General features: G+C 43.5%; 21 protein-coding genes. 20 read left to right on the top strand and 1 reads right to left on the bottom strand.

Going from position 1 to position 24,448, the window contains the following annotated elements:
• Nucleotides 1-71 precede the first annotated feature (71 nt).
• The 19 genes from ACKVDP_RS04780 (at nucleotide 72) to ACKVDP_RS04690 (ending at nucleotide 21,731) form a co-directional block, all read left to right on the top strand.
• Complete coding sequence (locus ACKVDP_RS04780; protein ID WP_409227667.1) at nucleotides 72-710, top strand: redox-sensing transcriptional repressor Rex; 639 nt, start codon at nucleotides 72-74, stop codon at nucleotides 708-710.
• 165 nt (nucleotides 711-875) lie between these two features.
• A complete protein-coding gene (locus ACKVDP_RS04775) occupies nucleotides 876-2,141 on the top strand; it encodes a Glu/Leu/Phe/Val family dehydrogenase (protein ID WP_409227666.1) in 1,266 nt (421 codons plus the stop codon).
• Nucleotides 2,142-2,407: 266 nt separating this feature from the next.
• Entirely contained in the window at nucleotides 2,408-3,289 is an 882-nt protein-coding gene (locus ACKVDP_RS04770) for a DNA-3-methyladenine glycosylase family protein (RefSeq protein WP_409227665.1), read from the top strand.
• Between the two features lie 121 nt (nucleotides 3,290-3,410).
• Entirely contained in the window at nucleotides 3,411-4,100 is a 690-nt protein-coding gene (locus tag ACKVDP_RS04765; RefSeq protein ID WP_409227664.1) for a hypothetical protein, read from the top strand.
• Nucleotides 4,084-6,156 (top strand): DUF3160 domain-containing protein, encoded by a 2,073-nt coding sequence (locus tag ACKVDP_RS04760; RefSeq protein ID WP_409227663.1) that lies wholly within the window; start codon nucleotides 4,084-4,086, stop codon nucleotides 6,154-6,156. Before ACKVDP_RS04765 ends, ACKVDP_RS04760 begins: the two co-directional genes overlap by 17 nt.
• A gap of 111 nt (nucleotides 6,157-6,267) precedes the next feature.
• Nucleotides 6,268-6,951, top strand: coding sequence for a DUF554 domain-containing protein (locus ACKVDP_RS04755; RefSeq protein WP_409227662.1), 684 nt, complete (start codon nucleotides 6,268-6,270; stop codon nucleotides 6,949-6,951).
• A gap of 203 nt (nucleotides 6,952-7,154) precedes the next feature.
• Complete coding sequence (locus ACKVDP_RS04750) at nucleotides 7,155-7,439, top strand: co-chaperone GroES (RefSeq protein WP_409227661.1); 285 nt, start codon at nucleotides 7,155-7,157, stop codon at nucleotides 7,437-7,439.
• A gap of 239 nt (nucleotides 7,440-7,678) precedes the next feature.
• Entirely contained in the window at nucleotides 7,679-9,316 is a 1,638-nt protein-coding gene (gene groL, locus ACKVDP_RS04745; protein ID WP_409227660.1) for a chaperonin GroEL, read from the top strand.
• 183 nt (nucleotides 9,317-9,499) lie between these two features.
• Nucleotides 9,500-10,063: a hypothetical protein gene (locus ACKVDP_RS04740; RefSeq protein ID WP_409227659.1), complete on the top strand. Its 564-nt coding sequence runs from the start codon at nucleotides 9,500-9,502 to the stop codon at nucleotides 10,061-10,063.
• 25 nt (nucleotides 10,064-10,088) lie between these two features.
• Nucleotides 10,089-10,325 (top strand): thioredoxin family protein, encoded by a 237-nt coding sequence (locus ACKVDP_RS04735; RefSeq protein WP_409227658.1) that lies wholly within the window; start codon nucleotides 10,089-10,091, stop codon nucleotides 10,323-10,325.
• Nucleotides 10,326-10,483: 158 nt separating this feature from the next.
• Nucleotides 10,484-10,795 carry an ArsR/SmtB family transcription factor gene (locus ACKVDP_RS04730; RefSeq protein WP_409227657.1) on the top strand — a complete coding sequence of 104 codons (312 nt, stop codon included), beginning with the start codon at nucleotides 10,484-10,486 and terminating at the stop codon, nucleotides 10,793-10,795.
• Nucleotides 10,796-10,806: 11 nt separating this feature from the next.
• Nucleotides 10,807-11,211 carry an arsenate reductase ArsC gene (locus ACKVDP_RS04725; protein ID WP_409227656.1) on the top strand — a complete coding sequence of 135 codons (405 nt, stop codon included), beginning with the start codon at nucleotides 10,807-10,809 and terminating at the stop codon, nucleotides 11,209-11,211.
• Complete coding sequence (locus ACKVDP_RS04720; RefSeq protein WP_409227655.1) at nucleotides 11,211-12,140, top strand: CobW family GTP-binding protein; 930 nt, start codon at nucleotides 11,211-11,213, stop codon at nucleotides 12,138-12,140. The genes ACKVDP_RS04725 and ACKVDP_RS04720 overlap by 1 nt, the downstream gene beginning before the upstream one ends.
• Nucleotides 12,141-12,261: 121 nt before the next feature.
• Nucleotides 12,262-13,494: a M20 metallopeptidase family protein gene (locus tag ACKVDP_RS04715; protein ID WP_409227654.1), complete on the top strand. Its 1,233-nt coding sequence runs from the start codon at nucleotides 12,262-12,264 to the stop codon at nucleotides 13,492-13,494.
• 40 nt (nucleotides 13,495-13,534) lie between these two features.
• Nucleotides 13,535-14,707, top strand: coding sequence for an ammonia-forming cytochrome c nitrite reductase subunit c552 (locus tag ACKVDP_RS04710; RefSeq protein WP_409227653.1), 1,173 nt, complete (start codon nucleotides 13,535-13,537; stop codon nucleotides 14,705-14,707).
• Nucleotides 14,708-14,803: 96 nt separating this feature from the next.
• Nucleotides 14,804-16,255: an IMP dehydrogenase gene (gene guaB / locus ACKVDP_RS04705; protein WP_409227652.1), complete on the top strand. Its 1,452-nt coding sequence runs from the start codon at nucleotides 14,804-14,806 to the stop codon at nucleotides 16,253-16,255.
• Nucleotides 16,256-16,630: 375 nt separating this feature from the next.
• Complete coding sequence (locus ACKVDP_RS04700) at nucleotides 16,631-19,567, top strand: acyl-CoA dehydratase activase-related protein (protein ID WP_409227651.1); 2,937 nt, start codon at nucleotides 16,631-16,633, stop codon at nucleotides 19,565-19,567.
• On the top strand, nucleotides 19,551-20,885 hold the full coding sequence (locus tag ACKVDP_RS04695) for a hypothetical protein (RefSeq protein ID WP_409227650.1): 1,335 nt from the start codon (nucleotides 19,551-19,553) through the stop codon (nucleotides 20,883-20,885). The genes ACKVDP_RS04700 and ACKVDP_RS04695 overlap by 17 nt, the downstream gene beginning before the upstream one ends.
• An 81-nt stretch (nucleotides 20,886-20,966) precedes the next feature.
• Complete coding sequence (locus ACKVDP_RS04690) at nucleotides 20,967-21,731, top strand: DUF975 family protein (RefSeq protein WP_409227649.1); 765 nt, start codon at nucleotides 20,967-20,969, stop codon at nucleotides 21,729-21,731.
• Between the two features lie 41 nt (nucleotides 21,732-21,772).
• Here the strand turns inward: ACKVDP_RS04690 and ACKVDP_RS04685 are convergent, their stop codons facing one another.
• A complete protein-coding gene (locus ACKVDP_RS04685) occupies nucleotides 21,773-23,407 on the bottom strand; it encodes a hypothetical protein (protein ID WP_409227648.1) in 1,635 nt (544 codons plus the stop codon).
• 137 nt (nucleotides 23,408-23,544) lie between these two features.
• Between ACKVDP_RS04685 and ACKVDP_RS04680 the strand changes: the two genes are divergently transcribed.
• Nucleotides 23,545-24,186, top strand: coding sequence for an L-fuculose-phosphate aldolase (locus ACKVDP_RS04680; RefSeq protein ID WP_409227647.1), 642 nt, complete (start codon nucleotides 23,545-23,547; stop codon nucleotides 24,184-24,186).
• Nucleotides 24,187-24,448: the final 262 nt, after the last annotated feature.

The following is a 24,448-nucleotide window of genomic DNA, read 5'->3' as shown; positions in this document are numbered from 1 at the left end:
TGTGAATAAATTGACATATGCTTTTGTCAATGATATAATTATCCCAGAATTCAAGATGGGTGGTGAGTTTATTGGGCAAAGATAATAAGGTATCATTAACGGTTATAAGAAGATTACCCAAGTATCATCGTTATCTCAGTGACCTTATGGATAAGGGAATCAGCAGGATATCCTCACAGGAGCTAAGCGTATTGACGGGTTTTACTGCTTCGCAGATCAGGCAGGACCTGAATAATTTCGGTGGTTTCGGACAGCAGGGATACGGATACAATGTTGAGGACCTTCAAAGGGAGCTTGGCAAGATACTGGGACTGGACCAGAAATACAACGCGGTTATTGTTGGTGCTGGAAACCTTGGACAGGCAATAGCCAATTACAGAGGCTTCGAGGATGCAGGTTTTAGAGTTCTTTCCATGTTTGACAGAAATCCTAGAGTAATTGGTCTAAAAATCCGTGATATTGAAATCAGGGATATGGAAAACATTGAGGAGTTCATCAAGGACAACAACGTGGAGATAGGTATCATAACCACGCCAAAGGAAAGCGCGCAGGCCGTAGCTGATATCTATGTGAAGGCTGGAGTAAGAGGAATTTGGAATTTTGCGCCCACAGACATCAATGTACCTGAGAACATGATCATAGAGAATGTAAGACTAAACGAAAGTTTGTTTATTCTTTCATACTTTCTTAAGGCGTCAACTGAAAAGTAGAGCAGGATGATCTCGATTGAATTATAGCTGTCCGCCCTTAGACAAAAGGAAAATGCTCCTTTTGTTTTAAGGTTGCCAGACCTTGGGCGGTATGATATAATTTTATCGAGATTAATAGTTATTGTGAGTTTTTTTCACAGCTAAATTAAAGGGGGTAGTTTTACCATGTCAAAAGAAATACTAAATCCGTTGGAAAGTGCTCAGAAACAGGTAAAAGATGCTTGTGAGGCATTGGGTTACGGAGAATCTGTGTACGAGCTTCTAAAAGAGCCAAAGAGATTTATTGAGATTTCCATTCCAGTTAAGATGGATGACGGTTCAGTAAAGGTATTTAAAGGCTACAGATCAATGCACAGTGACGCTGTTGGACCAGGCAAAGGTGGAATACGTTTTCATCCCGATGTAAACCCTGATGAAGTAAAAGCACTTTCAGTATGGATGACATTCAAGTGTTGTGTAACAGGAATCCCTTATGGTGGAGGTAAAGGTGGAATAACTGTTGACCCATCAACTCTTTCACAAGGAGAGCTTGAGAGACTGTCAAGAGGATATATCCAAGGCCTTTACAAGTACTTAGGCGAGAAAATAGATATCCCTGCACCAGATGTTAACACCAATGGTCAGATAATGGCTTGGATGGTTGACGAGTATTGCAAGCTGACTGGAACTATGAACACTGGAGTTATTACAGGTAAGCCAGTTGAGTGGGGCGGTTCACTTGGAAGAAACGAAGCTACTGGATTTGGAGTTGCCGTAGTAACCAGAGAGGCAGCCAAGAAGCTTGGTATCGATATCAAGGAAGCAAAGATTGCAATCCAGGGATTTGGAAATGTTGGAAGCTTCTCAGTTAAGAATATTGAGAGACAAGGTGGAAATATCATTGCAATAGGTGAGTGGAACAGGGAAATCGGTACATTCGCAATCTACAATGAAGATGGACTTGACTATGCTGACCTTGCTGCTTACCAAGCAGAGCACAAGACAATTGCAAACTATCCAAAAGCAAAGATGATCACACTTGACGAGTTCTGGGAGCTTGACGTTGACATAATGGTACCTGCTGCTCTTGAAAATGCAATAACTCTTCACAATGCAGACAAGATAAAGGCTAAATTGGTAATTGAAGCAGCAAATGGTCCAATAACACCAGAAGCTGACGAAATACTTGAGAAGAAGGGTATCGTAGTTGCTCCTGACATCCTTGCAAATGCAGGTGGAGTAACAGTTTCATACTTCGAGTGGGTACAGAACCTTTACGGATACTACTGGAACGAGAAGGAAGTTGAGGAGAAGGAAGAGATCGCTATGGTTAATGCCTTCAACGCACTTTGGAAGATCAAGGAAGAATACAATGTACCAATGAGAAGATCAGCTTACATGCACTCAGTCAAGAAGGTTGCTGATGTTATGAAGCTTAGAGGATGGTACTAATCAGCCCCAAGCTGTAAAATAACATAATTATAAATTAGGAGGCAAGGAGAAATCCTTGCCTCTTGTTTGTACTTTTCGCTTCCCCTTTCCGCCTGGCATCTTTAACCTCTATCCATTTTACTTCTTGGATTTTGAAAATTACCCATGGCGATAGCCATTGTCCTGGTTAGATCATTCATTGACAGGGTATGAAATGTGAACTGAGAATTGAGAGTTGTTATATAAATGTAGTATAATAAAGCAAAACAAATCTAAGGAGACAAATAATGGACTACACAATAGAGGGGTCTGAAAACAGGCTAGTAATTCATGGATTGAAGGACTTCAATCCTACACATATATTCGAGAACGGCCAGTGCTTCAGGTGGCACAAGGAAGATGACGGAAGCTATACAACAGTAGCAGGAGGCAGACTGATCAACATCCTGAAGGATGGGGTCAGGATAATTGTCAATGGAGCTGATGAAAAAAGCTGGAGAGAATACTGGCACAACTATTTTGATCTGGACAGGGACTACGGTGAAATAAAGAGGGAGCTTTCAAGAGATCCGATCCTCAAGGAGGCTATCCAGTTCGGGGAAGGATTGAGATTGCTTAACCAGGATCCCTATGAAACCATTATTTCCTTCATCATTTCTGCAAACAACCAGATACCCAGAATCAAGAATGCAGTGGAGGCAATCTCCAATGACCTTGGGGATTATGTCGGAACCTACAGAGGAAGAGATTACTATAGCTTTCCAGAGCCGGAGAAGCTGGCATCAAAAAGCACCCAGTATATAATGGAGAATTACAGAGTGGGCTTTAGGGGAGACAGGATAAGAGAGGTCAGCAGAAGAATTGCAGAGGGCGAGTTTGACACCCTTTGCATCTATGACACAGATTATGGAGATGCGGTTGACATTCTAACAACCCTTCCAGGTGTAGGTCCAAAGGTAAGCGGATGCATCCTGCTTTTTGCCTATGACAAGTCAGAGGCATTTCCAGTGGACGTTTGGGTCAAGAGGGTCATGGAGCACTTCTATTTCAAGAGACCCGCAAAGAGGAGAGAGCTGGAGGAATCAGGCGAAAGAATATTTGGAAAGCTTGCAGGCTATGCCCAGCAATACCTCTTCTACTATGCCAGGGAACTGGGAATAGGCAAGTGATATGTGCCATCGTCATGAGACGGTGGTTTAACTTTTTTGTCAACACATTGTTACTTTATCGTAAACTATGTAGGGGACCATATTGTTATACTTTAGTCAGATACACAAGTGAGGTGGAAGAATGAAGCTGCTAGGACACATGTCAATATTGATCCTTACGGTCCTAATGCTTCTTCTAACAGGATGCAGACAGGATAAGGCCCTGTTCCATGCCAGAGGTGACCTGACCGGTGAGGGGGAGTTTCTGGTAGTCCTGACGGGAGAGGATGGTAAGGAGTATCTGAAGGATCTGATAATATATGACACCAGGAGTGGCAAGAGAGAAGTCTTCAGAAAGGACATATCAGACCTGAACCCGTGGAAGCTCATGGTGGGGGATGTGGATGGTGATGGCCTGGATGAGATTTCCATAGGGGTATACAAGGAGTCCCCGTTGCATCCGGTGATGGCAAAACGACCCTTCTTTTATAATTTCAATGGTGAAGACCTGGTTCCCAAGTGGAGGGGCTCGCGACTGTCAAGGCCATTTGAGGACTATATCCTTTTTGACCTTGATAAGGACCGGATTATGGAGGTTGTTAGCGTGGAGTATCTGGAGGATGGAACTCAGGTCCTCAACAGCTACAAATGGAGGGAGTTTGGCTTTGAAGGATATAAGGAGACCGATGCTGTCAAGTCCATCCAGAAGGTCTTCATATTCAATGATCAGCTGCACGCAATAATAGGTGAGGATTTGGTTAATACAAGGTATTTTGTTGAAGAGGCGGAAGAGGGATTGGAATGGAGGGAGTACCATGAAAAGGAAGAATAGTGTTGTAATGCTTTCATATTTTCTAGCTCTTATGTTGATATTTACAGGTTGCAGGGGAATGGTGGATGAAAAGGTTCCCCAGGAGCCATCTGAAGTGGATGAGACCGCCCAGCAGCCAGAGGAGCAGCCCGGGGGACCTGAGGACATAGTACCGGAGACCGATTTTTCAAATGTCTTAAATATGTCTGATTTCCCAGAATTGTCAGCTGCCCAGAAGGAAATGCTGTTGCAAAACAGGTTCTTTGTATCACCATCGGACCAGGCGCAGCTCTTCTATGTTTATGAGCTGAATGAGTATCAGAAAGTGCCCAATTTTATCACAACGGATTCTGTGCTACACACCTATCATATATTCTATGATTATCTTTTAAGGACACTTGAAAATGAAAAGCTCCTTCAATTGACCGAGGAGCTCACTGAAGAGATGCTCCTTAAATCCATAGCAGCCTATGAAGGTCTGGATGAAGGGGAGCTGAAGGTGGCTCAGGGAAAGAACATTTCATATTTTACTGTTGCCCAGCTGCTGTTGGAGAATGAGTTGCCAGATGGGATTCCTGCTGAGTCATTGGAAATGGCATCAAGGGAGCTTGCCCTTATAGAGGATAAGGCTGGCTTTACCGATTCTGCCATTTTCCCTTTTCAGATGGACTACAGCCAGTATGTACCCAGAGGTCATTACACACGGTCAGAGGACCTTGAGAGATACTTCCTGGCCATGATGTGGTACGGACAGGTTCCATTTCCTCTTTATGAGAGCGAGGATGTAAGAAACCAGGAGCAGACCCTTCAGGGTATTATGATCACCAGGATGATTTGGGAGGATGAAGACCTTCTCCAAAAATGGGAAAAGATATATGAACCGACAGACTTCTTTGTAGGCTCCTCAGACGATTTGGGCATTGCTGATTATTCCGGTGCAATAGATGAAATCTATGGTAAGGGTGCAGAATATGATGATTACTCAAATCCAACCCTTCTTGACAAATTCTACGAAAGGGCTGAGGAATTTCCAGAGCCCAGGATTGTGGGAAGGTATATATCAACAAACACCCCTGTAGACAAGCAGTTCAGGTTTATGGGCCAGAGGTATGTCTTTGATTCCCAGATCATTCAGGAACTGGTATATCCAATACTTAGGCCAATCCCTTCAGGGCTTGATGTAATGGCGGTGCTGGGTTCTGACAGAGCCAAGGAGATTCAGCTCCAAAAGCCGGAGAACCAGCAGTGGGATAAGTATCCAGTTGAAATGGGAAGACTCAGGGAGGAATTCTCCCTTTATACTGAGGTGGATTGGAAAAGAAACCTATACACCGGATGGATGTGGGTCCTTGATGGTCTTCTAGGGCCAGCGGATGCCACCATGCCTACATTTATGAAAAATCAGGCTTGGGAGGACAAGAACCTTAACACTGCACTTGGGTCCTGGGCTGAGCTTAAGCATGATACTGTACTTTACGGAAAGCCCTCCGGCGCTGAAATGGGAGGGGCGGAATACGTTGAGATTAAAGGTTATGTGGAGCCAAACCTTGACGTATACCAAAGACTTTTATGGTTGACAAACCAAACTCGGGACTATCTGCTGGAATGGGATCTGCAGGTGGAGGAAATTGATGTTAAGCTGGAAAGGTTCCAGTGGCTTCTTGACTTTCTTATAGATGCCTCAAATAAGCAGCTTGAAGGAGTCCCTTTGACCCAGGAGGAACATGACAGGCTTAAAATATATGGAGGGATTTTGGAGGATTTGACAAGCTCCTTTACAGGTGAGGGAACCAGATGGCATGAAATTACATCTGAGACAGACAAGAACATGGCTGTAATCTCTGACTATCACACAATCGGAAGGGATGGTGTGATGGAGGCTGGCGTGGGACCGGCATATGAAATATACGTGCTGGCACCAATCGATGGGAAACTTTACCTGACAAGGGGAGCTGTTATGAGCTTTTATGAGTTCGTATCACAGGAAAGGCTAACAGATGAGAAGTGGCAGGAAATGATAAGGGAGGGCACAAATCCTCCAATGCCAGAATGGACTGAGAGCTTTATTGAACGGTAGATTTGGAAAAATGGGGAACCGATGATTCGATTTCCCATTTTTTTCTGGATAATTTTAGGATTTTGCGTTATCATTTAGTATAGCAGACAAAAAAATGGGTAGGTGATAATTATGATGGGGACTATTGTCAACAGTATAGCGGTAGTTGCAGGTGCGCTTTTGGGAGTTTTTCTGAGAAAGGGAATCAAGGAGCAGTATACCAGCACAATCATGGATGGAATGGCTCTTGCGGTTGTTATCATAGGAATTATGGGAGCCTTTGAAATGAACAATCTGATTGTTGTACTTGCAAGCATAGTGGTTGGTGGAATAATAGGCGAGAAATTGGATCTGGACAAGAGACTGGAGAATCTGGGAACCAACATGGAAAAGAGGTTTGGAAAGGGTGACTCTGACTTCTCAAAGGGCTTTATCATGGCATCCCTTGTGTATTGCATAGGTGCGATGTCCATTCTTGGGGCTCTGGAATCCGGACTTACAGGAAATCATGAGACCCTCTACGCCAAATCGGTACTAGACGGAGTATCTGCAGTTATATTCGCGTCCACCTTTGGAATAGGGGTTGCATTTTCAGCAGTGGCAGTTTTTCTGTATCAAGGGGCCATAACCCTTTTGGCCAGCTCAGTCAAGGATTTTTTGACCCCTGAGGTCATCAATGAAATGTCCTCTATCGGTGGCATACTTATAATGGCAATAGGCATTAACATACTTGGAATAAAGAAAATAAAGATAGCAAATATGCTGCCTGCCATATTTATTCCCATTGTATATTATTCAATTGTGGCTTTATTTTAAAGTAAATGAAAGAAATAACAAGGAAATCATAGTATTCTAAAGCAATGGGCAGATAAATCTTAAAATTTCCCTTTAAAATTTATTTTTAAGGCAAAAATGGACTTGATTAGCTCCTTGTTTTAGAGTATTATTATAAATAGATGTTAGCACTCAGATGAGATGAGTGCTAACAAAAAAAGACTATATATCGAGGAGGAGTATGAATGAACCTTAAGCCTTTAGGAGACAGAATAATCATAAAGAAGATGGAGGTTGAAGAAAAGACCAAGAGTGGAATCGTATTGCCATCCACAGCCAAAGAGCAGCCTTTGATGGCGGAAATAGTTGCCATTGGGGATGAAATTCTTAATGACGAAAAGAGAAAAGATCAGGTAAAGGTGGGAGATAAAGTTATCTTCTCAAAGTATGCGGGAACTGAAGTGAAGGTTGACGCAGAGGAGCTTACAATCCTTAAGCTAATGGATATACTTGCGGTGGTTGAAGACTAAACAGCAGAAAGTGGTCAGTTGAAAGTTGAAAGATTTAGTTAATATTTAAGAAGTAAGAATTAAGAGTTAGAAAACTTATGATAATAAGAAGATTTAAGACTCTTCGCACAGCTCAGAGTGACAATTATTTTGTCTTCCTGAGTGAAACGAAGGATCTTAGACCACATAGCTCGACTTGAATAATCAATTGTGAATTGTGAATTGAGAATTGAGAATTAATAAAAAGGAGTGAATACAATATGGCTAAAGAGATCAAATTCGGCGAGGAAGCTCGTCGATCAATGGAAAGAGGAATTAACAAGCTTGCAGATACCGTTAAGGTGACACTTGGACCTAAGGGAAGAAACGTAGTGCTTGATAAGAAATTCGGTGCTCCCCTGATTACAAATGACGGTGTTACAATTGCCAGGGAGATTGAGCTTGAGGATAAATACGAGAATATGGGAGCTCAGCTTGTAAAGGAAGTTGCAACAAGGACAAACGATGTTGCAGGTGACGGAACAACTACAGCAACCTTGCTTGCACAGGCAATAATTAGGGAAGGACTTAAGAATGTTGCAGCAGGAGCAAACCCAATGATAATCCAGAAGGGTATCAGAAAGGCTGTGGATGCAGCTGTCGGGGAGATCAAGAAGGCATCAGTACCTGTTGAATCCAAGGAAGCAATAGCTCAGGTCGCATCAATTTCCGCTGCTGATGAGGAAATCGGTCAGTTGATAGCAGATGCAATGGAGAAGGTTGGAAACGATGGAGTAATAACTGTTGAGGAATCCAAGTCAATGGGTACAACCCTTGATGTTGTTGAGGGAATGCAGTTTGACAGAGGCTATGTATCAGCATATATGGTGACTGACACTGAGAAGATGATAGCAGAGTATGAAAACCCATATATCCTGTTGACTGATAAGAAAATTTCCAATATCCAGGAGATACTTCCAATTCTTGAGCAGATTGTACAGCAGAGCAAGCCTCTGGTAATAATCGCTGAAGACATTGAAGGAGAGGCAATGGCCACTCTTGTTGTGAATAAGCTTAGGGGAACCTTCAACTGTGTTGCTGTAAAGGCACCAGGATTTGGAGATAGAAGAAAAGAGATGCTTAAGGATATCGCGATCCTTACTGGCGGAGAGGTAATCTCCGAGGAGCTGGGACACGACCTTAAGGAAACAAAGATAGAAATGCTTGGTAGAGCCGCCAAGGTAAAGATAGACAAGGAAAACACAGTGATTGTAAATGGTGAAGGAAGCCAGGAAGACATACACGCAAGAATCAATCAGATCAAGAACCTGGCAGATGCTTCTGAGTCAGAGTTCGACAAGGAAAAGCTTATGGAGAGGCTTGCAAAGCTATCCGGTGGAGTTGCGGTCATTCAGGTAGGTGCAGCAACAGAGACCGAGCTGAAGGAAAGAAAGCTGAGAATTGAGGATGCATTGGCAGCCACCAGGGCAGCTGTTGAAGAGGGAATCGTTCCTGGAGGAGGAACTGTTCTGTTGAATGTAATAGCAAAGATTGCATATCTGTTGGATGAGACAGATGGCGATGAGAAGACAGGAATCAGCATTATTTTGAGATCCTTGGAGGAGCCTGTAAGACAGATTGCGGCAAACGCTGGAATCGAAGGTTCGATCATCGTTGAAAAGGTTAAGGTAGCTGATGAGGGAATTGGATTTGATGCTCTAAGCGAGCAGTATGTAAACATGGTTGAAAAGGGAATAGTAGACCCAACCAAGGTTACAAGATCAGCCCTTCAAAATGCTGCAAGTGTTGCTGCAATGGTATTGACTACCGAGAGTGCAGTAGTTGACATTGAAAAAGAGGACCCAATGGCCGGCATGGGAGGCATGGGCGGTATGGGTGGCATGGGCGGCATGATGTAGCCACCAATAACTTAAGGACATTTATCCCCACCTGATTACAGGTGGGGATTTTATCTGATGTCCGAGAATGATGGAACTTTGATGTAACCTAATCTGGAGCAATCCTCGATCCAGATTTTTTTATTGTAAATATGCAAAAAAAGGAGTATCATTAGAAGATAATAATATAGATGGAGAGAACATATGAAAAAAGAATATTCAGTTTATCTACTTTTATCCCATAGTGGTTCCATGTTTTCAAGGACGATCAATTTCTTTACTGACCATCCTTATACACATGTATCCATTGCTTTGGATGAAAATCTTGACCAGGTTTACAGCTTTGGAAGGCTCAATCCATACAACCCATTCTTCGCTGGATTCGTAAGGGAGGACATTCATCACGGAACATTCAGCAGATTCCCAAATACGACCTGTTCACTTTATGAACTTAAGGTTACCGGGAAGCAATACAGAAGCATAAAAAATGAAATTGACAGGTTCAGAGCAGAAGGCCATAAGTATACATACAGCTTTCTTGGAATTATAACAGCATCCTTAAATTATCCACTAAGTAGAAAATATAAGTACTTCTGCTCCCAATTTGTTTCGGAGGTTTTCCTTAAGAGTGGAATCGACCTATCAAGCAAGCATCCAGGTCTTACTTCACCTATGGACATAATTGAGTATGAAGGTCTGGAACTTATATATTCGGGATATTTAAGAAATTATGGACATAGTCAGCTTAAAGTTGCAGTTGCTGGGTAAGATATTCATTGAACGGAGGTGACATATGGTAATCAAGATTCTGGGAACAGGCTGTGACAAATGTGACAAGTCATATGCAAATGCCCAAAAGGCCATTGATGAGCTTGGGCAGGAGGTACAGTTGGAAAAGGTTGAAGACCTGGTAACCATGATGAAGTATGGAATCCTTACAACTCCAGGAATTGTAGTTGATGAAAAGGTCCTGACAACAGGCAGGATACCAAGTGTTGAGGATTTCAAAAGGATTATTTTAGAAAAGTAGCCATGGATCCATACCCTTTAGGCAATGATTGTTGAATTATTGTAAAATTATTGCAAAATCATTGATAAAGTATTGACAAGCCCACGAAAGTGGGTTATTCTTTTAACATATAGATAGATAAATTTAAATGTAAAAGAAGCAAAGGGGTGTGGGTATGTATGGATCGTAGAGTAGATGTTTTAAAGGCACTGGCTGACAAAAACAGGCTTTTGATTCTCGATATGCTATCATGCGGAGATATGTGCGCTTGTGACATTATGGAGGGTTTGGAGCTGACTCAGCCTACAATATCTCATCATATGAAAATACTTGTGAAATCAGGGGTTGTTGAAGGGAAAAAAGCAGGAAAATGGATGAATTACAGTATAAATCATGATGTCGTGGAGGATCTTTCGGGTTATCTTGAGTATCTGACCAATCCGAAGGAAAACTGCATATGTCATAGAAAGACAAGAATATGTAAACTTTAAGGAGTGGTTAGATGGGAACTAAAGTTGCGTTTGTGTGTGTGCACAATTCTTGCAGGTCTCAGATGGCTGAAGGTTGGCTCAAGCACCTGGGAGGAGACGATTTTGAGGTATATTCTGCAGGTACCGAGGAGTACCCTGAGGTAAAGCCTTTGGCAAAGGAAGTAATGGAGGAAGCCGGCGTTGACATGTCCGGTCATTATCCCAAGCTAATGGATGCAGTACCTGACGAAGTGGATTATCTCATAACAATGGGGTGTAATGTGGTTTGTCCTTTTGTCCCAAACAGATTTATGGAGGACTGGGGCTTGGACGATCCCTCCGGTGGACCTATTGAGGATTACAGGGAGACCAGGGATATAATAAAGGAAAAGGTTGAGGATTTGATAAAGAGAGCTAAGGAAGAGGAGAGTAAGTAGTGGATAGAAAAATTGACCTGTATCTGTTGACTGGCTTTCTTGGAGCGGGAAAGACAACCTTCCTCAGGAATATTCTTGAGGACCTTTCCCATGAGAAGGTTGGCGTCATAATGAATGAATTCGGAAGGATTGGAATAGACGGTGACATCATAAGGAAGGATGGTCTGGAGCTTACTGAAATAAACAGGGGATCCATCTTTTGCTCATGTCTGAAGTTGAATTTTGCTCAGGCAATGGTTGAAATGGCTGACAGGGATATAAGGTATCTGTTTGTTGAGTCATCAGGGCTTGCAGATCCTTCAAACATCGGAGAGATAATGGAAGGTGTTGAGTCTGTAAAGGGAAGTGTTTATGACTACAGGGGAGCTATCTGCGTAACGGATGCACTTAATTTTATGGATCAGCTTGAAGACCTTGAAACAGTTGAAAGACAGATAAAGCATTGCCACCTTGCCGTGCTTAGCAAGACTGACCTGGTGGATGAGAGCAGTCTCACAAGGACAATAGAGAAGATCAAGGAGATAAATCCAATAGTTCCAATTGAAACATCAAGCCATGGGAGATTGGATTACAATTTTCTGGGTGAGGACCTTATGAAATACAAATGGACCGAAGGGGAAGATTCAACCAATGCTCCGGAGAACAAGCCAAAGACTCTGACAATAAGCTTTGAAAGCCCTCTTGGGGAAAAGGAGCTTTCCAGTTTCATTGATGAAATCAAGAAGGATGCATACAGAATAAAGGGCTTTGCAAGACTGGAAAAGGGTTGGAGCCAGATTGATGTTGTCGGCAACAGGCTGGACATTAAAAACACGGAGCCAAGAGAAGAGGAGCAGCTGGTTGTCATATCAAAAATTGGGCCTCAGATAATAAGGCCCATGGCCAAGGCATGGGAAGATAAAATTGGAATACCAATGAAGATGAGATAGGTTTCTTCAGCGAAATAAAAGTGCGGCCTTCAAACATTCTATGGTGGATGTTTGAAGGCCGCACTTTTTTGTGTGCTATAAACCTGTATGATATAGGGTATATTATGACCAGGTGAAGCTTATGATTGATAAGATATTGAATCTCACAAATGAATATGAAAATGATACAGTGGAGCTGAGAAGAAAAATCCACCAGAACCCCGAGCTGTCCCACGTGGAATACCAGACCTCAAGGCTTGTTGCAGAAAGTTTGTCCAAACTTGACGGAAACCTTGAACTTGTAGGTGATACAGGAATTTTATTCACCATGGAAGGTGGAAAGGCACCGGAGCCGGGTCAAAAATACAAGACTGTGCTTTTAAGGGCTGACATGGACGCACTGCCCATTGAGGAGCAGGTGGAATCGGAGTTCAAATCCAGGAACAAGGGGATCATGCATGCCTGTGGTCACGATGTCCACACCGCTAATCTTGTTGCCGTGGCAAGGGTAATGAGCCGCTTGAGAGGTGAATGGAGTGGCATTGTCAAGTTCCTGTATCAGCCTGGCGAGGAAAGGGGAGCAGGTGCAAGGAGGATGATAGAAGGAGGAGTACTTTTGGACCCAGATGTGGACCTGGCCCTGGCACTTCACGTAATGCCCATGGACAAAGGGTTGGTGCATTTGAACCAAGGGATCATAACAGCCTGTTCAGATGGGTTCACATTAACCATTAGGGGAAAGTCTGCACACTCAAGAAAGCCGCAGCAGGGTATAGATGCAATTAACATTGCGGGCCATATTATTGTGGCTTTGAATTCAATACAGGGCAGGAACCTTGACCCGTTTTCCACAGCCACCTTATCTGTGGGGATGGTCTCTGGGGGAAATGCCACCAATGTAATAGCGGACATGGTCCAGTTGAAGGGGATCATACGGTCACTTGATGGCAGATCCAGGGAGGTGATTAGGGACCAGATAGCTAAGATATCCTCGGGGATTGCCAAGGCCTTTGGAGGGGAATGCGAGTGCGTGTTCAAAGATGGTTATCCTTCTGTAAGCAACAGCAAGGAGGCTGCAAGGATTGTGGGAGGACTGCTGAAGGACAGCTACAATGAACTTGTTAGTGACATCGACATGGATTCCCCTGGGGAGACCTGCCTGGAAGGGTGTGTTATCCAGGATGCCCAGCCGGTGATGGCAGCAGAGGATTTTGGATTCATATCCCAGAGGGTGGAGTCCCTCTACTATAAGGTGGGAACAGGAAACTATGGACCTGGACACAGTCCCACATTCGATGTAGACGAAAGGTGGATAAAGTTCTGTACAAGGACAATGGTTCTTGCCTGCCTGAAGCTGATGGAAGTAAGGGAGTGATAAACGGGTATAATATAACCGAGGGAAGGAGGTGAGTAAAATGAAGAAGAAATCGGCCTTCTTGTTGGCTGTTTTACTGTCCTTTGCCACAGGTTGCGGAAATGGAGCTGAAGATATTATACCAGCTTCGGAGTGGGAGGATGAGCATCCGCTTGTGTATGAGACCTACCTGAGAAACAACGAAATGGTAGAGACAACCTTTGGCGGATCAGTGCCGATTGATTACCTTGAAAAGTATCCTGAGTTGAAGACCTTCTATGAAGGCTATGGATTCAGCATTGAATACCTGAGGGCAAGGGGTCACACCTATGCATTGGAGGATGTCATACATACAGAGAGACCAAAGGCTGCTGCCAGCTGCTTCGCCTGCAAGTCTCCAGACTACCTGAAGATGGTTGAGGAGGAAGGTATAACAGCCCATTCCATGACATTTGAGGAGGCAACAGAGAATATGGTCAATACCATATCCTGCTATGACTGCCATGAGAACACTCCAGGTGTTATCAACATCAACAGAGGACATTTCATGACAGGAGTTGAAAATCTCGGGGAGGAATTTGAGCCGAGGGAAATGGTTTGTGGTCAATGTCATGTGGAATACTACCAGGACCCTGAGACCAAGGTGGTTACTTTGCCATGGCACAACGGATTCGGCACCGATGGCATGATTCAGTACTTTGATGAGATAGGCTACTATGACTGGGAGCACCCTTCAACTGGTACACAACTGCTAAAGGTTCAACACCCTGAGTTTGAGACCTTCCAGGGAAGCCTCCATTCGCGTTTTGGACTGACGTGTATTGACTGTCACATGCCTTCAGAGGAAAGTCCCCAAGGGGATGCCTTCAGGTCACATCACTGGACAAGTCCTTTAAAGACACTTGAAGCATCCTGCATGGGCTGTCACAGTGACCAGACACCAGAATCTTTGATAGCGTGGGTTGAGGATATCCAAGGAAATGTAGAGGAAAAGATGAACGAATCTTCAAGAGTATTGATGGACCTCATAGGTATGTTGACAGAAGAGACAAACAACCAGACCGTAAGCGATGAGGTTCTCCAGGAAGCGAGAAATTATCACCGTCAGGCACAATTTAAGTGGGACTTTGTTTTTGTGGAGAACAGCGAAGGATATCACAACAACAGGCTGGCATTGGAGCTGCTTGAAGAAGCAATGGAGCTTGCTCAAGCCGGGATAGATATTTTAAGATAGGAGCTTGATGCTCCTATTTTCTTTCCTTGACATTACCCATTGGTTTTGTTACATTATAAAGAAATATAAACTGGGTTTGAAAAAGGAGGAATTAATTTGGAATTTGTTGGAGAGGGTTTGACCTTTGATGATGTGCTTCTCTTGCCGGGGAAATCTGAGGTACTGCCAAGAAACACCAATGTAGGCACACAGCTTACAAGAAAGATAAAGCTTAATATTCCATTGATGACAGCTGGAATGGACACTGTAACTGAATCCAAGATGGCCATAGCAATAGCAAGGGAAGGTGGAATAGGTATAATTCACAAGAATATGTCCATTGAAAAGCAAGCCCTTGAAGTTGATAGGGTCAAAAGATCAGAGCATGGAATAATTACAGATCCTTTTTCCCTTTCAAAGGAACATGCAGTCTCCGATGCTTTGGAGCTAATGGAAAGATACAGGATTTCAGGAGTTCCCATTGTTGAAGAGGACAACACCCTTGTGGGGATACTTACAAACAGGGACATAAGATTTGAGAAGGACATCACAAGAAAGATCGACGAGGTGATGACAAAGGAAAACCTTGTTACGGCACAGATTGACATAACCATGGATGAGGCCCTTGAAATAATGAAGCAGCATAAGTTCGAGAAGCTGCCTTTGGTGGATGATGATTTCAAATTGAGGGGTCTTATTACAATCAAGGACATAGAGAAGTCAATTGAGTTTCCTAACTCCGCAAGGGACAAGAAGGATAGACTGCTTGCAGGTGCAGCCGTTGGAGTTACTGCTGATATGATGGAAAGGGTCGCTGCCCTTGTGAAAAGCCAGGTTGATGTAGTGGTGGTTGACACAGCCCATGGCCATTCAAAGGGAGTGCTTGAGGCGGTTTCAAAGATCAAGGCCAACTACCCTGACCTTCAGGTTATTGCAGGTAATGTGGCAACTGCAGAAGCAACCCTGGACCTTATAAAAGCTGGAGCGGATGCGGTTAAGGTTGGAATTGGACCTGGTTCAATCTGTACCACGAGGGTAGTTACAGGGATTGGGGTTCCCCAGGTAACTGCAGTTATGAACTGCGCCAAGGCTGCTGCAGAGCACGAAATTCCCATAATAGCTGACGGCGGGATCAAGTATTCTGGAGATATTACAAAGGCAATAGCAGCTGGAGCCAATGTTGTGATGGCAGGGTCAATGTTTGCTGGAACAGAGGAGAGCCCTGGAGAAGAGGTTCTTTTTGAAGGAAGAAGATACAAGGAATACAGGGGCATGGGCTCCATGGGAGCTATGGATTCCGGAAGCAAGGACAGATACTTCCAGGAGGATACCAAGAAATATGTACCTGAAGGGGTTGAAGGAAGGGTCCACTACAAGGGTAAGCTTGGAGATGTGGTTTATCAGCTGGTAGGTGGATTGAAATCAGGTATGGGCTATGTTGGTGCTAAGGATATTCCAGAGCTTCAGGAGAAGGCTAAGATGATAAAGATTTCTGGAGCATCTCTTGTTGAAAACCACCCACACCATATTACAATAACAAAGGAATCACCAAACTATCAGAGAGGATAGTTTTAAAACCAGGCGAGAGCCTGGTTTTTTAATTCACAGATCTCAATTCACAATTCACAATTGATTATATGGGTCTAGCTTTGTAGACCAAGATCCTTCGGCCAGCCTCAGCTACCCTCTCAATGAAATATATCAAAATCAAAGATTTTGGATATTTCTATTGCCGGGTACTTATGACAACATTTTTGTCACTCTGAGCTGTGCGAAGAGTCTTGACCCTCTTATTATCTTTAGTTTCTTATCTCTTACTTCTTTACATTGTTCTTTGTTCACTGTTCACTGTTCATTGTTCACTTTCCACTCGTTTTCCCAGATAGACTTTTATCGATAAATGTAGTAAAATGATGGCATAATCTGAAGAATAAGGTGATCATAATGAAAATTGGCTTGGATGTCGGTTCAACTACCTTGAAATGTGTCGTGCTGGATGAGAAGGATAACCTGATCTTTCATTCCTATGAGCGGCACTTTTCTCAAATCAGGGAGAAGACTATTGTACTGCTGAATGAAATAATGGGAAGGTTTCCATCTGAAAAGAAGGCAAGCCTCTCTATCTCCGGGTCCGCTGGAATGGGACTTGCCGAGAAGCATGACATACCCTTTATTCAGGAGGTATATGCCACTAGATTGGCTGTTATGAGAGAGGTGGAGGGAACTGATGTTGTCATTGAGCTTGGAGGGGAGGATGCAAAGATCCTTTTTCTGTCCAATGGGCTTGAGGTAAGGATGAATGGATCCTGTGCAGGGGGTACGGGTGCCTTTATAGACCAGATGGCAACCCTCATGGGTATAAGCCTTACTGAAATGAACGAGCTGTCAAAGAGTCATGAAAAACAGTATACAATAGCCTCAAGATGTGGGGTGTTTGCCAAGTCTGATATTCAGCCACTCCTAAATCAGGGAGCCAGTAAAAGCGACATGTCTGCAAGCATATTTCAGGCTGTTGTCAATCAGACAATCGGAGGTCTGGCCCAGGGAAGGCCCATCAAGGGAAAGGTGGTATATCTTGGAGGACCATTGACCTTCTTTTCACAGCTTAGGGAGACCTTTAACAGGACTCTTGGAGTCAACGGAATATGTCCGGAAAATTCACTGTATTTTGTTGCAATGGGAGCGGCATTAAGCGATTTTGAAACGCCTGTAAACCTACCTGACCTTGTGACAAGACTTGAAAACAACCAGGTCAAGAAGTCGTCATACGGTGGTCTTAAAAGACTATTCAGGGATGAAGAGGAATACATGGTGTTTAAAAGTCGACATGAAATGGAGCAGGTAACCTATTCAGACCCCTTTACATACAAGGGTGATGCCTATCTGGGAATAGATGCAGGTTCAACCACAATAAAGGCTGTTATCATGGACAGTGAGGATAGGATTCTTCACAGCATATACAGATCAAATCAGGGGAATCCGGTTCCACTGATCAGGGACTTTCTATTGGACTTCTATAGGAAGTATCCAAACATAAACATAAGGTCATCAGCTGTGACAGGCTATGGAGAGGAGTTGCTAAAGAACGCATTCTCATTGGATTATGGGGTTGTGGAAACCATAGCTCATTATACTGCTGCCAAGAAGTACAAGCCGGATGTTGATTTTATTATAGATATAGGCGGACAGGACATAAAATGCTTCAAGATAAGGGATGGAGTGATTGACAGCATATTCCTCAACGAGGCATGCTCCTCGGGCTGTGGGTCATTTTTGCAGACCTTTGCTGAAGCTCTGGGCTATGACATAGGTGAGTTTGCAAATCTTGGGATATACTCAACGGATCCCGTTGACCTTGGCTCCAGATGCACTGTATTTATGAATTCCTCTGTTAAACAGGCTCAGAAGGACGGAGCAAGCATGGCAGACATATCAGCGGGACTTTCAATAAGTGTAATAAAAAATGCACTTTACAAGGTTATCAGGGCCTCCAGCGCAAGGGATCTGGGAGAGAATATTGTTGTTCAGGGAGGAACCTTCTATAACGATACCGTACTCAAGGCATTTGAGGATGAGCTGGATCAGAAGGTCATAAGACCAAACATCTCAGGACTGATGGGTGCATACGGTGCTGCCATTTATGCAAGGGACATGGGTAATGAAGAAACCTCCATACTCAATGAGAATCAGCTCCAGATGTTTAACCATCAGGTAAAGGTTGTAATGTGCGGGCTTTGTGAGAACAACTGCAGCTTGACGGTTAACAGCTTTGGAGACAACAGGAGGTTCATCGGTGGAAACAGATGTGACAGGCCACTTAAGAGCAGAAATTCTGAAGAGCGCTTTGACATGTATGAAGAGAAGCTAAAGCTACTTAGGGAGTACAAGTCAATCAAGGGACGAAGGGGATCAATAGGAATTCCGATGGCACTTAACATGTATGAGATGCTGCCCTTCTGGCATACAGTCTTCTCCCTCTTGGATTTTGAGGTGATCCGTTCACCATTTTCTTCAAGGGAGCTGTTCATTAGGGGTCAGCACACAATTCCGTCAGATACCGTATGCTTTCCTGCAAAGCTTGTCCATGGCCATATAGAATACCTGATCGACAGGGATGTGGATACAATATTCTATCCCTGCCTGACCTACAACATAGATGAAAAAATGGGGGACAATTATTTCAACTGTCCAGTTGTGGCATATTATCCTGAGGTGATAGCTGCCAATATTGAGAGACTGGAAGGTACAAACTTCATATTTGACTACATGGGGCTCAAGAACAAGAAGGTGCTTTCCAGGAAGCTCTTGGAAATACTGCAAAGAACCCATAAGGATATTAAGATAAATGAGGTTAGGTTTGCCGTTGATAGGGGAATAAAGGAATATAGGACATACATTAGAAAGGTGCAGTCCAAGGGCCAGGAATTTCTTGAAAAAGCTAGAGAAAATGGCAAGAGAATAATAGTTCTAGCTGGAAGACCCTACCATGTGGATCCTGAGACGAATCATGGAATATCAAAGCTGATTACAGAGTATGGAGTGGTTGTGTTAAGCGAGGACTCAATAAGCAACCTTGCAACCAAGACTCCTGTTGATGTTCTAAATCAATGGACCTATCACTCCAGGCTGTATTCTGTTGCTGACTATGTAGGAAACCAGGAGGATATGGAACTGGTTCAGCTTGTATCCTTTGGCTGCGGTCTGGATGCAATCACAAGCGATGAAATAAAGGCAATACTTGAGGGAAAAGGAAAAATCTATACTCAGCTGAAGATAGACGAAATAACGAATCTGGGAGCAGTTAGAATCAGAATACGAAGCCTGCTATCTGCAATAGAGCAGAAGGATAAGGAGGAGAAGGGACATGGGCATAAGAGTTAGGAGAATCGAGTTCACAAGGGAAATGAAAGAGGACTACACCATTCTATGCCCGGATATGGCTCCGATCCACTTCTCCTTGCTGGAGAAGGTATTCAGGAATTTTGGCTACAAAATGACGGTTCTCAAGAACACAGGACCTTCAGTGGTTGACCAGGGTTTGAGGAATGTCCATAATGACACCTGTTATCCGGCCCTTCTTGTAATCGGGCAGATGATTGATGCCCTTAATTCAGGAGAATACGACACAGATAGGGTAGCCCTTCTCATAACCCAGACAGGTGGTGGCTGTAGAGCATCAAACTACATACACCTCTTGAGAAAGGCTCTGATAAAGGCAGGCTATGGTCATGTTCCGGTAATTTCCCTAAACGCTGGAGGGATGGAAAAAAACAGCGGGTTCAAGGTGTCCTTCCCAATGCTAAAGCAATCCATGGCCAGTCTGATCTATGGAGACCTTCTGATGCTTCTTTACAATCAGACAAGGCCATATGAAAGGGCCCAGGGAGAGAGCAGGAGAAATCTGGACATGTGGATAGAAAGATTAGGAGAGGAATTTCAGTCGGGAAGAACCATAAAGCAAAGGGAAATGAAGGCCTTGATGAAGGAGATAGTCCTTTCCTTTGAGGGAATTCAGAGGGAGGAGAGGAGCAAGGTCAGGGTAGGAGTTGTGGGTGAGATATATGTTAAGTTCTCAAGTCTTGGCAACAACCAGCTTGAAGAGTTTCTCCACAGGGAGGATTGTGAAGTGATGGTCCCGGGTCTGATGGGATTCATAATGTATACAGTTGAAAACGGGGTAATTGACCAGCAGCTCTATGGAGGGAAGTTCTGGAGAAGCGTGATCATGGACAGGATAAACCGTTACCTTGGAGGCCTTGAGAATATAATGATTCAGGCTGTCCAGAAAAACAGCAGATTTACTGCACCTTCCCCCTTCAAACATCTGAAATCAATGGTTGATGATGTAGTGGGACTGGGCTGCAAGATGGGAGAGGGTTGGCTTCTGCCTGCTGAAATGATGGAGCTTGTGGCAAAGGGTTATGAGAACATAGTTGTGACACAGCCCTTTGGGTGCCTTCCAAACCACATAGTCGGCAAGGGAGTTGTGGCAAACATAAAGAAGATACATCCAACAGCAAACATTGTACCAATTGACTATGACCCGGGGGCAACCAGGGTCAATCAGGAAAACAGGATCAAGCTGATGCTCTCGGTTGCAAGGGAAAAGCTGGATGGGGTAAAGAATAGTGCGGTGAACAGAATGGAGGAATCACTTAAGGAATCTTCAAGGGATTCACAGACAGTCAAGATGACTTAAAAGAAGGGTCTGATGTGTGATCAGACCCTTTTATTGACAGATGGTTAACAAATTGTTAATATAGAGCTGGAGGTGGATAAAATGTGGTCACGAGCGGGTTTGAAGCAGCAGGCAAAGGATTTTCTAAGGAATAACTATTGGAAGGCATTTGTGGTGTGCCTAATTGTTGCGATTGTTACAGGTGGCTCCGGGCGAAGCGAGTCCAGAAGTGAGTTTAATAACGGAATGTATAACGTTGAAAGGGAGTATATAGTTGATTTCTCACCAGGCAATGATATTTTCAACATTTCAACAAACGGCATAGGTCCAGGTAATCCATTTGTTTTCAACACCACATTTGGAATATTTGCCGCCTTTATTGTCTTTTCAATCATAATAGGAATAATCATCGGAAACGCCTTGACTGTAGGAGAGAAGAGATTTTTCTTGAGGGCCTTTGAGGGAGATGTGAGCATCGGAAATCTTTTCACCACCTTCAGGAAGGGACAGTGGATGCCCTTGGCTGGGAAAATTTTTCTTCTGGATATATACATTCTCCTGTGGACATTGCTTCTTATAATTCCAGGTATAATCAAGTATTACCAGTACAGAATGGTACCCTACATATTGTCGGAGGATCCTGACATGCCCTTAAGGGATGCAATAGACATAAGCACAAGAATGACAGACGGGCAAAAGGGAGATATATTTGTTTTGGACCTGTCCTTTTTGGGCTGGTATCTGCTGGGGCTTCTATTCTTTGGGATAGGAAGCATATTTGTAAGACCCTATCATGAAGCAACTGTGGCTAAATTGTTTGAGCACTACATAAGTGAAAGAAGCCAGGAAGCTTCAATTGAGTATTAGAACACAAAAATCCTGCCCCAAGGGCAGGATTTAAATATTGTCTAGGGTATCATCATCGAAATTTCGTCCCTTATTGCAGGTGTCATTGCGCCATTGCTGCTCTTCACTTTCTGAAGCATTGAGTTGATTACATCCGCCATGTTGGAATCAGGAAAATCATTTACTATATCCTGAAGCTCCTGTCTGGAACTTCCCTGGAAGATTCCTGTTTCCTCATTAAAGACCTTTCCATCTCCAGTGAGGTACAGCATGGAATCCATATACTCCTGGTAAAGCTGGAGGGTTTCATCCAGAAACTCGGAATAGCTGAAGGTCAGCCTGAAGCTTTCGATTTCAACGATCCTTGCAGCCAATTCCCTCTTGGGAATATTAAGAACACCGTCTTTGATGTGAGCGAGAGAGCCTTCCTTGGATATGATCCTCAGGTACTTTCTGAATTCATTTGTCAGATTGCCCCCAAAGTCATCAATGATCATCCCGTAGTCAATCTCGTAATTGTATCTACCTTTTTCAACAGTCAGCATGTATCCCATTCTCCTGTTTCGGATAAGCATTTCCTTCAGGTCAGGCTCAGACTGGAGAATCCTGTCTCTTTGAAGATACTCCAGATCATTTAGTCGTTCCTGGGAAAGTCCATACTTTTCAAAGAATGAATCAAAGGAGTATTCCTTCATATATTTGGAAAACATGGTTGCTATGTCAAGGCTTCGGTAGCTTTTGCTCACCTTGAGTGAGACGATGTGCTCCTTTAGCCTATCTGTCATTTCCCTGTTGCTATAACCATCCTTTGTCTGGGTCAGATAATCAATATATTCCAAGGTGCCAGGGGAAGGCTCCATGGTTTCAGGCTGGATTGCCTCTGATTCCTCTGGAACGCTCATTATCCCGAAACCATCAGCGGCTTCAACCGGCTGTGATTCCCTTGGGGCAGCCATTATCATGCTGCTTTCGACCATGTCGTCAGCTGTTGAAACTACTTGGGCGCTGTCTCTGCCATTCCACCTGTACCACAATTCAATGGTGGCTGCTTCAGAGGGATTATCCGCACTGGTTTCCGGATCGATTGAGTGAATGCTAAACTCAAGGATTCCATCCCCGTCAATGTCCTCTATGCTGTTGGAGGTGGTGACAGAAAAAAGGTTGACCTTCTTTGGATTAAGAACACTTTTTAGAGCCCCATCCTCAAGGACATAGCCATAGGTCACTCCAGCCTTGGAACCAACCTGGTTGCTTAGAAGTATCCCTTTAGTATTTTCAGCTATATGTCCAATCTTTAGGATATAGTTTGTATTGTCATAGTTCATCGGTACCTTGTCCTCCAAGACATATGAGGTGGAGTCGTAGGTGTATATCTGCAAGGATCCCTGATCATCAATATCCTGAGGATCTCTTTGGATGTACATGGCTATTTCAGGAATTTCATCCCCTGTCAGATCACCTATTGCATAATGGCCTTCCTGAATATTAACCTCTGGATTTATGCTGAGAAGATAGTCTTCAATTTTTTTTCTTGTAAAATCCGATTCCAGCAAGGACTGGTCGAAGGGAAAGAAGTCTTCTATGGAAAAATCCTCCATAGACATTGTCTTCATCTCCCTGCTGGAGCTTCCACAGCCTGATAGGACAAGCCCAACAATGATTGTAAGAAGCAGGAGATAATTTATTTTCTTGTTCATGATATTGCTCCTTTCTAGTATTCATTATATAAAAAAAAGAGTTGCAGTGTGTAACAATCAGGTTACAGAAACGCGGCAATTGACAGACTATTCAGGTATTGCTACTATGGACTTATAAGGGAAGGGGAGGGAATGTCATGCTGCTTGGAGAGCTTAGGGAAAAGGTTGTAGAATACGGAAAAATGCTGTTGGAAAGGGATCTTACCACAGGCACAGGTGGAAACATAAGCATTTTTCACAGGGAATCAGGTCTTGTGGTTATTAGTCCATCAGGTCTTGACTATATGGAAACCAGAGCAAATGATGTTGTTGTCATGAATTTGGATGGGGCTGTGATTGATGGAGACAGAAAGCCATCCTCTGAGTATGAGCTACACAGGATTTTCTACCAGAACAGGGATGACCTATCGGCACTGGTCCATACCCACTCAATATATGCCACAACAATATCATGCATGAACTGGGATCTGCCACCTGTTCACTATATGGTAGCAGTGGCGGGAGACAATGTAAGATGCGCGGATTATGCAACATTTGGCACAAAGGAGCTTGCAGAGAATGCCTTTAGGGCCATGGAAGACAGAAAGGCAGTACTCCTTGCAAACCATGGAATGCTTGCTGGAGCAACAACAGTGGAGCAGGCCTTTAAAATAGCTGAGGATATTGAGTTTTGCTGCGAGCTTTATTACAGGACCAGATCCATGGGTGAGCCGGTTGTAATCGGACAGGAGGAAATGGTCAGGATGAGGGAGAAATTCAGGAAATATGGGCAGAAATGATAATTCACAATTCACAGATCACAGTTCACAATTAAAAATACTTAAGGATACCTTATCCTGCCCTGTGACGGGGTCCGCGACCTCAAAATTCAACTCCAACAATTGTGCATTGTGAATTGTGCATTGTGAATTGATTTCATTTGGTTACAAAACGGTTAAAATTACACAAATATCAAAATTTGTCACAATATTACAATAAAATGTGTTAAAATAAAAACGAATGTAGAAGTGTGATGGATTCCAGTAATTCTATGGGATGGGT

Source organism: Gudongella ferriphila, assembly GCF_046224405.1.
GTDB lineage: Bacteria > Bacillota > Clostridia > Tissierellales > Tissierellaceae > Gudongella.
Note: the sequence above shows the minus strand (reverse complement) of the source record. Positions and strands in the feature narration are given on the sequence as shown.